Here is a 13,233-nt window from a genome sequence, read left to right as displayed (position 1 = left end):
TCTCTTTATCTTTTAAATAGCTGAATTCTAATTTAGTAATTAAGCACAAAAAATTTTAATTTTTTAGGAGAAATTATGAAACCATATCAGCTTCATGACTGTAAGCTTTATATATTATTGCTAATTGTATGTCTTGGTTGTGCCACGAGAAATGATGAGCAAAAGAAGTATACAACGATTATGCAAGCGCTTCTTCAACAAGAAGATACAGATGGTGATAATAAAATTACAGTGGAGGATAAAGGTGCTAAATCTTTTACGTTTAAAACTAAATCAGGTGCTGAAATAACAATAAAAGGTACATATCACCTTTCTAATCTACTACAAGAATTGGCGATCAGTAGTGAGATAGATACATTAAGGCTCGATCGAATAACCGAAAAACCAGCCTTTAGAATTTCAAGATTGATAGCTAACCAGTATTGGGATACCTTGACAAGATCGATTGATAAAGCAGGTTTGGAGAAAGTTCTTCAGGATACCAAATCCACAGTAGATACCTTGAGAATCTATATTCCTTATAAGGATACTGAAGCTTTTCAATACTTTAACGGATTACAAGAAAATATCTCCAGGCTTGCTGTCGTGCAATTGCCAAAAAATATAACCCCACAATATGTAAAAAGTATAAACTCAAAACCCGGAATTTTAAATTTAGACTATACCATAGCGCAAGGTAAGTTAAAAGGGAAACCTTTTGTTGTTCCTGGAGGTAGATTCAATGAAATGTATGGTTGGGATAGCTACTTTGAATCCCTGGGATTATTGGTAGATCATAGAGAGGATCTGGTTATTGCTATGGCTGATAATTTTGCCTATCAGATCAATCACTATGGTAAAATTCTGAATGCTAATAGAAGCTATTACCTTACCAGAACACAACCGCCATTTTATAGTTCATTGGTTAGAGCCATTTATGAAAATAATACGAATACTTCCAAGTCTTGGTTACAAAAGCAGTTACAGGCAATACTTATGGAATATTTTAAAGTTTGGATGCAAAAGGGTATTCGACAAACCGAGAATGGCTTAAACAGGTACTTTGCACAGGGTATAGGTATCCCACCAGAAACAGAAGAAGGTCACTATAATCAGGTACTAAAAACGTATGCTTTAACATATCAGACAACTATTGAAGATTTTGTAAATAAGTATCAAAAAGGTAAGGTTAAGGAACCCCAAGTGGATAGTTACTTTAGCCACGATAGATCAATGCGAGAGAGTGGTCATGACACCTCAAATAGGTTGGTAGCCATATGCGCTGATCTTAATACGGTGGGGTTGAATAGTTTGTTATTTAAGTACGAAATGGATATCGCTTATCTCATAGAGACAGCTTTTGACAATTCATTTCAGTTCCGGGATGTCACATATGATGCTCAATATTGGAAAGAAAAAGCAGAGGAGCGAAAAAAATTAATGAACGAACTGATGTGGAACGAGCAAGAAGGCACCTTTTATGATTATAACCATACCAAACAACAACAGGAAGAAGTCATAGCAGCTACTAACTATTACCCGTTGTGGGCTGGTTTGTGTTCAGAGCAACAAGCAGCAACGATGGTAAACCATCTTTTTAAAAATTTAGTACAAAAAGGAGGGGTGGCTGGGACCACAAAGTTTTCAGAATCATCCAACGCACCACAGCGACAGTGGGATCACCCTTTTGGTTGGGCACCGCATCAAATGATACTGTGGAGGGGTTTGTTAAATTATGGCTATAAACAGGAGGCTCAGCAATTGATATATAGATGGCTATGGATGATTACAAAAAACGCAGTAGAGTATAACGGTACAATTCCTGAAAAATATGATGTAGTAAACTGTACGCATAAAGTATATGCGGAATATGGTAATGTAGGGACGGACTTTGATTATATAACAAGTAGTGGGTTTGGGTGGATGAATGCGTCTTATCAATTAGGGCTACACCTATTGGATGAAAATAGGATTGAAGATTTAAATAACCTTATTGATCCTGATATAATTTTTAAAGAAAAAGCCTTTAAGGAAAATAATATGCAATGAAATCAAATAAAAACAAAGAAATAGTCAAGATTATGGATTTTTTTGAAGATAGTATACTTTAAATTTCCGCATCTCATGCAGACTTGTAACTTTGTAATCTTAGTTTCGCACATTTATCTTAATGCGTATGAGTATAGAAAGTAAAAGAAGAGAGGCATTAGTGTATCACGCTAAACCTACTCCAGGTAAAATAAAAGTTGTTCCAACTAAAAAATATGCTAGTCAACGAGATCTTTCCTTAGCATATTCCCCAGGGGTTGCAGAGCCCTGTTTAGAGATTGAAAAGGATAAGGCAAATGCGTATCGCTATACGGCAAAAGGAAATCTGGTGGCCGTTATTTCTAATGGTACAGCAGTATTAGGTCTTGGTGATATCGGTCCTGAGGCTTCTAAACCGGTGATGGAAGGAAAAGGCTTATTGTTTAAAATATTTGCTGATATCGATGTTTTTGATATTGAAGTGGATACTAAGGATGTAGATGCTTTTATTGAAACGGTTAAGAACATAGCGCCTACCTTCGGAGGAATTAATCTTGAAGATATTAAAGCACCAGAAGCTTTTGAAATAGAAAGAAGGCTTAAAGAAGAGCTTGATATCCCTGTAATGCACGATGATCAGCACGGTACTGCAATCATATCTGCTGCAGCCTTACTCAATGCCTTAGAATTAGCAGATAAAAACATTGAAGAAGTAAAAATAGTGGTTAGTGGTGCAGGTGCAGCAGCGGTTTCTTGTACCAGATTATATAAGGCATTTGGAGCTAAAGATGAAAACATTGTGATGACCGACAGCAAAGGCGTCATTAGAAAAGATAGAGACAATCTAAGCAAAGAAAAGGCCGAATTTGCCACAGATAGGGATTTAGAAACCTTGGAAGATGCTTTAAAAGATGCAGATGTGTTTATTGGACTCTCCATGGCTAACTTAGTATCGCCAGAGATGCTAAATTCAATGGCTGCTAATCCAATCGTTTTTGCCATGGCTAATCCAGATCCCGAAATTGATTATAATTTAGCTATTGATACCAGAGAGGATATCATAATGGCTACAGGTAGAAGTGATAATCCTAATCAGGTGAATAACGTATTAGGGTTTCCGTTTATTTTTAGAGGAGCGCTAGATGTCAGAGCAACGGCTATAAATGAAGAAATGAAAATGGCAGCCGTCAAAGCTTTAGCCGAATTGGCAAAAGAGCCTGTACCAGAACAGGTAAATATTGCGTATGGAGAAACTCGATTAAATTTTGGCAGAGAATATATTATTCCAAAACCTTTTGACCCTCGATTAATTGCTAAAGTGCCTCCAGCAGTGGCAAAAGCAGCTATGGAAAGTGGTGTCGCTACTGAACCAATTACCGATTGGGAAAAATATGAGGACGAGCTTTTAGAACGCATGGGTAATGACAATAAACTAGTGCGTTTGCTATTAAACCGTGCCAAGACCGATCCTAAAAAAGTGGTGTTCGCCGAAGCAGATCACTTGGATGTACTAAAGGCAGCTCAAACCGTCAATGAAGAAGGTATTGCTCACCCGATATTGTTAGGAAGAAGAGATGTGATCCTAGAGCTGATGAAAGAGCTCGATTTTGATGCTGAAGGTATTGTGATTATTGATCCAAAATCTGACGAAGAAGCAGAGCATAAAAATTACTACGCAAAGAAGTATTGGGAAAATCATAAACGCAAAGGCATCACTTTATATGACGCCCAACGTTTGCTAAGAGAACGCAATTATTTTGCAGCCATGATGGTTAACGAAGGTGACGCAGACGCTGTGGTTACGGGTTACTCTCGTAGTTATGCAACCGTTGTTAAACCAATGTTAGATTTAGTTGGTTTGGCTAAAGGTGCTGCCAGAATCGCCACAATGAACGCGATGATTACCAGTAAGGGGCCGTTGTTCATTAGTGATACTTCTATTAATATCGATCCTGATGCCAAGGAATTGGCTAAGATTGCGCAAATGACCGCAAGAACAGTGGAGATGTTTGGTGTAAAACCAGTTATGGCTATGGTATCTTATGCTAATTTTGGTTCTTCAAAACATCCAAACTCTAAGAAAGTCAGAGATGCGGTAGCGTATCTGCATCGATATCACCCTAACTTGGTGGTCGATGGTGAATTACAGTTAGATTTTGCTTTGAATAGAGAAATGCGCAAAAAGAAGTTTCCCTTCTCTAAATTGAACGGGCAAAAAGTGAACACACTGGTATTTCCTAACTTAGATTCAGCCAATAGTAATTATAAGCTACTCAAAGAATTGAATAACTCAGAATCAATAGGTCCAATTATGATGGGAATGCGCAAACCAGTGCACATTCTTCAATTAGGTGCTAGTGTAGACGAGATCATTAATATTGTAGCAGTAGCGGTAATTGATGCACAACAGAAGGAGAAAAGAGAACGCGATTATATGATGATGTCTAAAGAATTGTAACAATACAGGTTTATAGAATAACTAAAGCTTTGAAAACTCAATTTTCAAAGCTTTTTGTTTTAAATTATGTATATACCAGAATTTTATTACATTTGGATACCTAACGCATTGCAAATACATGATCACACACATTAAAGGGAGACTCGTAGAGAAAAATCCTACGGATGTCGTTATTGATGTTAACGGAGTAGGGTATCTACTTCATATTTCATTACATACCTACTCATCTCTAACGGATAGCGAGAATATTCAACTATACACCCACCTACAGGTAAAAGAAGACTCTCATACCCTTTTTGGTTTTGCGGATAAGTTTGAAAGAGAATTGTTTCGATTGTTAATTTCTATTTCAGGAATAGGTGCTAGTATAGCAAGAACAATGCTTTCTTCCCTTCATCCTGATCAGGTCAAAAATGCTATCGCCAGTGGGGATGTAGCCACAATTCAATCCGTTAAAGGAATCGGTGCCAAAACAGCGCAACGCGTTATCATCGAGTTAAAAGATAAGATTCTTAAAGTCTATGATATTGATGAAGTTTCGGTTACTCAAAACAATACTAATAAAGAAGAAGCGTTATCTGCTTTAGAAACCCTTGGATTTAACCGCAAACAGGCTGAGAAAGCTGTAGATAAAATTGTACAAACTAACCCCGAAGAAACAGTAGAAACTATTATTAAACAAGCACTAAAAAATTTATAATTACCTTGAATTCTTCACAGCATCTACAAAATACTTTTTGTAAAGTACTGGTTTGTTTGATTACACTTAACTTCACTGTACTGCATGCTCAGGACACTGAAACCGTTAGGGATTCTACGAGCACTACGCATTCTTTGGGAAGGATTACTCTACCTGATCCTACGAGTATCATTACCAAGTACGAATATGATCCTATCACCAATAGGTATATTTATAAAGAAATGTTGGGTGATTTTAATGTAAAATACCCCTTGTTTTTAACGCGAAAAGAATATGAAGCCTTAGTTGAAGAAGAAGAACGAAGAAATTACTTTAAAGAAAAGATAGATGCGTTTAGTGGTAAGACGGAGGGTAGTGAAGAAAAACGAAAGAATTTATTGCCGATCTTTTATGTCAATTCCAATTTCTTTGAATCTATTTTCGGAGGTAATGAGATAGAAATAATTCCACAAGGTTCGGTAGAGATGGATCTAGGAATGTTATATACCAAACAAGACAACCCTGCATTTTCACCCAGAAACCGAAGTAACTTCACCTTTGATTTTGACCAGCGGATAAGTTTAAGTTTGTTGGGTAAAATTGGTAAGCGTTTGCAGATAAATGCCAATTATGATACCGAATCTACATTCGATTTTCAAAATCAAATTAAGTTAGAATATACACCTACAGAGGATGATATTATTCGTAGTATAGAGGTCGGTAATGTCAATATGCCTTTGAACAGTTCTTTGATTCAGGGAGCGCAAAGCCTTTTTGGAGTAAAACTAGGTATGCAGTTTGGTAACACCTTGGTGACCGGGGTGTTCTCTGAGCAACGTTCCGAAACACGATCCGTTAGTGTACAGGGAGGTGGGACAGTACAGGATTTTGAAGTATTTGCACTGGATTATGATGACAACCGTCACTATTTCTTAGCGCATTATTTTAGGGATAATTACGATCAAGCCTTGCAAAGCTATCCATTTATTAATAATAATATAAAAATTACCAGAATTGAAGTTTGGGTAACCAATAGAGCTACAAGTGCTCAAAATTTAGCCGATGCCAGGAATATTGTTGCCTTACAAGATTTAGGGGAGTCACCGGTTGATGGTAATTACACGATTCCACCAGGTTTGTTTAATAGACCGGCAGGATCCTTCGCTGATAATAGTAATAATGATTTAGATCCGTTTTTGATTGCTAACTCTAGTGGAGAATTAACACCAAGTATACGAAATATAGCCACGGTACAACAAGGATTTAGAACCATATCTGCCCAAGAAGGTAGAGATTATGCGATTCTGGAAGGTGCCAGAAGATTAAGCCCTAACGAATATTCATTAAACGCACAGCTTGGATATATCTCATTGAATCAAAAATTGAATAATGATGAAGTTCTGGGGGTTGCCTTTCAATATACCGTGGGAGGACGCGTATACCAGGTCGGTGAATTTTCGCAAGACGGTGTTGATGCAACGGTAGGTGAAAATTCAGGTAACCCGGACAATGTAGGTTCAGGCCAGAATTTAGTAGTAAAAATGTTGAAAAGTCCTATTACCAATGTCGATTTGCCGATATGGGATTTAATGATGAAAAACATCTATAATACGGGCGCGTTTCGATTAGAGCGAGAGGACTTTAGGATGAATATCTTATATACCAACCCTTCTCCTCTTAATTATATTACCGCTGCAGAGGGTGCTGGGCCATTACCAGAAGGTGTGGCAGAAACCACCTTACTACGTGTGTTTAACTTAGACCGATTAAACCCAAATAATGACCCGGTGATTGGAGGGGATGGATTCTTCGATTATGTCCCGGGCCTGACTATTGATACCGAGAACGGGCGCATTATTTTTACTACTGTCGAACCCTTTGGAGAACATCTGTTTGAAAAATTAGACGACGGTTCACCAGGCACCAATTATAATGACCCTAACACCTATAATGGTAATCAGGCGCAATATGTCTTTAGAGAGTTATATACAGAAACCAAGATCATCGCCGAGCAGCAAGGGGCAGATAAAAACTATTTTCAGTTAAAAGGAACCTATAAATCTTCTGGTCAAGACGGTATTCCATTAGGTGCTTTTAATGTGCCTCAAGGGTCGGTTACCGTTACCGCTGGTGGTAGGGTGCTTCAAGAAGGAGTAGACTATACCGTGAACTATCAGTTGGGTAGAGTTACAATCCTGGATGAAGCTTTATTAGCATCTAATACACCTATTAATGTTTCTACGGAAAATAATGCAGTGTTTGGGCAACAAACCAAGCGATTCTCTGGGATCAATATTGAGCATCGTTTTAGTGACGATTTATTGATTGGGGGAACATTTTTAAATCTAAATGAACGACCGATCACCCAAAAGTCAAGTTATAATTACGAGCCTATTAATAATACCATGCTTGGCTTCAACCTAAGCTATGCTACAGAGGTGCCTTTTTTGACTAGAATGGTAAATCATTTACCAAATATTGATACAGACGTACCCTCTAATATTTCAGTACGAGCTGAAGCCGCTTATCTAATTGCGGGTGCTCCACGTGGTGCAGATTTTGATGGAAAGGTAACGACGTATATCGATGACTTTGAAGGTGCTCAAACCCGCATAGATGTCAGTGCTCCATTGTCCTGGGAGTTATCGAGTGTCCCTATTGGTTTTGATCCAAGAAGTACAACTGATGTACAGGCAGGTGTAGAGTCAGGTTTTAATAGAGCAAAATTAGCCTGGTATTCGATCGACCCTATTTTTTACAGTAATGGTCGCCCCAGCGGTATTTCTGATACAGACTTATCCAGTAATGCTACGCGTCGAGTATTTAATTCCGAAATTTTTCCGGATACCGATATTGTACAGGGTCAAACCCTAGCATTGTTTCCACTAGATTTAAATTATAATCCGCTACAAAGAGGACCCTATAATTTTGACCCAATAGCTGAGGCAGATAATACTTTGGACCAACCTGAAACTAATTTCGGTGGTATCATGCGCCAATTGACTTCTACCAATTTTGAGCAAGCTAATGTGGAGTTTATTGAGTTTTGGTTGTTGGATCCATTTTATTCGGGTTCCAGTGGAACCATTCCGCCTTTAACCCAATCTACTAGTGGTAAGGTTGTCTTTAATTTAGGTAATGTAAGTGAAGACGTTTTAAAAGACGGAAGAAAGCAATATGAAAATGGTTTGCCTGATGATGGTTCTGACACCGGTACGATATCCAATCCAAACAATTTTTATGGAAGAGTGCCTCGTAATCAATCGCTGATTTATGCGTTTGATACGGAAGGACCTGCGAGAACAAACCAAGATGTAGGGTATGATGGTTTAGATGATGCAGACGAAGCAGCTTTTTTCAATTATTCAACCCCAGAAAACGACCCTGCCGCGGATAATTATCAATATTATTTGCAGGCTGAAGGAGGCATATTAGAACGGTATTTAAATTATAACAACGTACAGGGAAATTCGCCCGTTACCGTAACTAATGATGATCGAGGGAATACTACGCTACCCACGGTAGAAGATGTGAACCGCGATAATACCATGAATACCATCGATAGTTATTATGAGTACGAAGTGCCACTTTTTCAGGGGATGGACATTGGTAATGATAACAACACGGGATACATAACAGATATTCGAGTATTAAATAATATACGAGCAGCCAATGGAACCACATTAGAAACACGTTGGGTGCGTTTTAAAATACCAATCTACGAACCCACCACCGCTAGAAATATAAATGATTTTAGATCCATTCGTTTTATGCGGATGTTTGTGACTGAGTTTGACTCTCCTGTAGTGTTGCGTTTTGGTACCTTGGATCTGGTAAGAGGTGATTATCGAAGATATGTACAGGCGGGTAATACCACTACAAACCCTACCAATGGTTTAAATATATTTGGCGACTCTGAGGTCATTGTAACTTCCGTAAGTGAAGAAGAAACACCGAACTATGTAACTCCGCCTGGAGTTCGTAGAGAAGAGTTGGTGAATAATAATACGACTATCAGAGAGGATGAGCGTTCGTTAGCGCTTACGGTGAATGAATTACGAAATGGAGATGCAAGAGGAGTGTATAAGAACTTTAATGTGGATATGCGTCAGTATGAAAACTTAGAAATGTTTTTACACGCAGAACCCGTTCCGGGAGGTACACTTAGTGATGGGCAACTCACAGCTTTTGTTCGAATGGGTAATGATTTCACTAATAACTTTTATGAAATTGAATTGCCTTTAGAGGTTTCAGCCCTTAGTGATAGAAATGCAAATGATGTTTGGCCAGTAGCCAACCGATTAAATCTCCCCTTAGAATTTTTGAGGGATGTTAAAGCTAGAGTGTTGAACGATCAAGCCTTAAATCCCTTAGAACTCAATATTTTTCCAGGTCCAAATAATCTCAATGTTGGGATCAAAGGTAATCCGAGTTTTGGGGATGTTAGGGTAATGATGGTCGGGATCAAAAACCAAAGTGGAGCTACACAGTCTGGTTCGGTTTGGTTCAATGAAATGCGACTAAGCGACCTTAAAAATCAAGGAGGTTGGGCTGCTGTAGGTAGTTTTGATGGAAATATAGCAGATTTTGCTAATGTTAATGCAGCCGGTAGAGTTTCTACCATAGGTTTCGGAGGTTTGGAGCAAGGACCTAATGAGCGTAGTAGAGAAGATACCAAACAGTATAATGTAACCACCAACGTTAACCTTGGACAGTTACTGCCTAAGAAATGGGGGATCAAAGTGCCATTTAATTACAGTCGTGGTGAAGAATTAATTACACCGCAGTTTGATCAATTTTACGAGGATTTGGAGCTCGAAGATCAATTGAATAATGCCACTACAGAACGCGCAAAGGATTCTATCCTTAATGTAAACACCTCATATACTAAAAGACAAAGTTTTAACGTCATTGGGTTACGTAAGGAACGGGTAGGAGAATCAAAGCCAATGCCATATGATGTAGAAAACTTTTCTTTTTCTGGTACCTACAACCAAACAGATCATCGAGATTTTGAAATTAAAAACTCCTTGGATCAAAGTGTGCGTCTAGGGGGTACCTATGATTTTAGCTTTCAGCCCAAAGAAATAAAACCGTTAAAAAACGTGAAGCTTTTAGGGAAGAGTAAATATTTTGATCTATTAAGAGACTTCAATTTTAATATTCTACCAACGAGTATAACCGTTAGCTCTAATATTAATAGACAATACAACGAACAGGTTTTTAGAGATATTACGCTAGGGCCAGATGATATTGGTACACCCGCCCTAATTCAGCGTAATTTTTTATTCGACTGGCAATATGGAATCAATCACAATCTAACAAAATCCCTAAACTTTAGTTTTACATCAGCAAACAATAGGATTGTAAAAAACTTTATAGACGACCAGGGGCAAGTGATCAACTCTATAGATTTATGGAGTGGCTTCTTTGATGTAGGTGACCCTAACTTCCATAGCCAGCAGTTACAGGTTAATTATGAGTTGCCGATTAATAAAATTCCACTATTTAAATTTATACGAGCTACCTATTCCTATACAGGAGATTTTCAGTGGACAAAAGCCAGTGAAGCCTTACGAACTTTAGAAGATATTCCTGATCAGGGTAATACCATACAAAATGCCAATGTGCATACGCTAAATGGTTCCCTGGATATGAATACCTTTTACCGATATATTGGTTTAAGAAAAAAACGACCAGGGAGATCAAAACCAAAAACAAGAGCGGTGGTAAAGACCACTGATGATAAGTCTAAAAACAAAAAGAAAAAACCAAAGTCTAATAAATTAACTACTTTAGATAAAGCACTGAATACAGTAATAGATGTAGTTACTGCAGTAAAAAAGGTAAATATTAATTATCAGCAAGATAACGGTATTTATCTACCAGGTTATATCCGGGAACCAGGTTTTATAGGTACCCTAAAACCCACTGCAGGATTTACCTTTGGTAGTCAAGCTGAGGTTAGAGACATCGCGGCCAGAAACGGTTGGTTGACCTTATATCAGGACTTTAACCAACAGTACAGTGAGGTAGAAGGGCGTAAATTTAATGTACAGGCTTCATTGGGTCTTATTAAAGATTTAACGATTGATATCAGCGCCAATAGAAATTATGCTGAAACGTATTCAGAAAATTACAGAATTCTAGAGATTGATAATAATTTGGAATACCAATCTCTGGCACCAAACACCTTTGGTAACTTTACGATTTCTACCTTATTAATTAAAACCGCTTTTGCGAAAAGCGATGAATTTGATTCGCAAGCCTTTGATGAATTTAGACAAAATAGGCAGATCGTTGCCGACCGTTTGGCTACAGATTTTTATGGAACCAGTTCTTTTCCGCGTAGTGATGAAGTAGAACCTAATGGGTATCGCTATCCTGTAGGCTTCAATAAAACCAATCAGGCAGTATTATTGCCTTCATTCTTGGCGGCGTACTCAGGGCGTGATGCATCCAATATACAAAAAGGAGCTTTGCGCGATATACCGCTACCAAACTGGGATATTAAGTATACTGGGTTAATGAACCTAAAATGGTTTAGGAATAGATTCAAGCGTTTTTCTATGACTCATGGCTATCGTGCAAATTATAGTATAAATCAATTTCAGACCAATTTGGATTATGATCGATCAAACCCTGAAGCGGTAGATCAATCTGGTAATTTTAAAAACCCGATTCTGTATTCGAATGTAAATTTAACGGAACAATTTAGTCCGTTAATACGTTTGGATATGGAAATGAAAAACTCCGTAAAGGTGTTGGCAGAATGGAAAAAGGACAGAGCGCTATCCTTGAGTTTTGCAAATAATTTGTTGACGGAGATACAAGGAAATGAGTATATAATTGGATTAGGGTACAGATTAAGCGATTTAAGTTTTTCAACAAAGATTTCAGGAAGAAAGCAAGTCATTAAAAGTGACCTTAATCTAAGAGCAGATTTATCTTTAAGGCAAAACGAAACGATAATTAGATATTTAGATGTCGATAATACACAGGTAACTGCTGGTCAGGATATATACGGTATTAAGTTTACCGCGGATTATGCATTAAGTAAAAATTTAACCGCCTTGTTTTTCTATGATCATACCTTTTCAGAGTATTCGATTTCAACGGCGTTTCCTCAAACTACGATAAGAGGTGGGTTTACACTGCGCTATAATTTCGGGAATTAGTAACCCTAAACTAGTAAATAACTTACTTTTAATAATTTTTGGCTGGTTTGTAATGAAAAAAACCAAATAAGGATTATTTTCGTGTCCAAATAATACTAATCTTAAAAATAGTTTCGAATGAATATTCCTTCAGATTTAAAATACACCAAAGATCACGAATGGATCAAGATCGATGGCGATGTAGCTACCGTGGGTATCACCGATTTTGCTCAGGGTGAGCTAGGAGATATCGTTTATGTAGAGGTGGAAACAGTCGGAGAGGAAATGGACCAGGAAGAAGTTTTTGGTACCGTAGAAGCAGTAAAAACCGTTTCTGATTTATACTTACCCCTAAGTGGAGAAATCTTAGAGTTTAATGAAGAGTTAGAAAATGAACCCGAAGCAGTGAACTCGGATCCTTATGGAGATGGGTGGATGATAAAGGTAAAAATTGCTGATAGCAGTCAGATAGATGATCTTTTAAGTGCAGATGCGTATAAAGAGCTTATTGGGGCATAGCATTATTTGGTTAGCGGTTGCAAGTAGTTTTACGATACTACTGACAGCAGCTTCACTCTATAAGTTTATACTTTCACCTTTTGATGTTGATCTGGATAACGGCGATAAAGTTTTGCACTTTGTAGCTTATGCGATTTTAGCTTTGGTGTGGTTTTTTTGTGCATTCTTTTCTACTAAAATAAAGTATACTTACACTAAAATTTTAGCCTTAGTAGCAATATTTTGTGCTTTTTATGGTGTTCTTATGGAAGTAGCACAAGGTTTTTTAACCACCTATAGAACAATGGACTATAAAGATGCCTTAGCTAATACAAGTGGCATTGTTTTTGTTGTTATTATTTTGATTATCAGTAAACAGTCAGTTCTTAAATGGAAAAATAGTAAACGATAGATGTGGTTAATGCTGCTGAGGA

General features: G+C 37.6%; 6 protein-coding genes. All 6 read left to right on the top strand.

From position 1 onward, the window contains the following. The first annotated feature begins 75 nt into the window (after positions 1-75). The 6 genes from EV197_RS00315 to EV197_RS00290 all read left to right on the top strand — a co-directional run bounded on the left by EV197_RS00315 (position 76) and on the right by EV197_RS00290 (position 13,211). A complete protein-coding gene (locus EV197_RS00315; RefSeq protein WP_242610667.1) occupies positions 76-2,028 on the top strand; it encodes a trehalase family glycosidase in 1,953 nt (650 codons plus the stop codon). Positions 2,029-2,155: 127 nt separating this feature from the next. Next, a complete protein-coding gene (locus EV197_RS00310) occupies positions 2,156-4,465 on the top strand; it encodes an NADP-dependent malic enzyme (protein ID WP_130284742.1) in 2,310 nt (769 codons plus the stop codon). Positions 4,466-4,583: 118 nt separating this feature from the next. Continuing rightward, on the top strand, positions 4,584-5,165 hold the full coding sequence (gene ruvA / locus EV197_RS00305; RefSeq protein WP_130284741.1) for a Holliday junction branch migration protein RuvA: 582 nt from the start codon (positions 4,584-4,586) through the stop codon (positions 5,163-5,165). Positions 5,166-5,170: 5 nt separating this feature from the next. Beyond that, positions 5,171-12,322 carry a T9SS outer membrane translocon Sov/SprA gene (gene sov / locus EV197_RS00300; RefSeq protein ID WP_479722828.1) on the top strand — a complete coding sequence of 2,384 codons (7,152 nt, stop codon included), beginning with the start codon at positions 5,171-5,173 and terminating at the stop codon, positions 12,320-12,322. A 117-nt stretch (positions 12,323-12,439) separates the two neighbouring features. Next, positions 12,440-12,820 (top strand): glycine cleavage system protein GcvH, encoded by a 381-nt coding sequence (gcvH, locus tag EV197_RS00295; protein ID WP_130284739.1) that lies wholly within the window; start codon positions 12,440-12,442, stop codon positions 12,818-12,820. Beyond that, positions 12,792-13,211 carry a VanZ family protein gene (locus EV197_RS00290; protein WP_130284738.1) on the top strand — a complete coding sequence of 140 codons (420 nt, stop codon included), beginning with the start codon at positions 12,792-12,794 and terminating at the stop codon, positions 13,209-13,211. The genes gcvH and EV197_RS00290 overlap by 29 nt, the downstream gene beginning before the upstream one ends. The last annotated feature ends 22 nt before the right edge of the window (positions 13,212-13,233 follow it).

It is taken from the genome of Aquimarina brevivitae (genome assembly GCF_004216895.1).
GTDB lineage: Bacteria > Bacteroidota > Bacteroidia > Flavobacteriales > Flavobacteriaceae > Aquimarina > Aquimarina brevivitae.
This window is presented reverse-complemented; position numbering and strand designations above follow the sequence as displayed.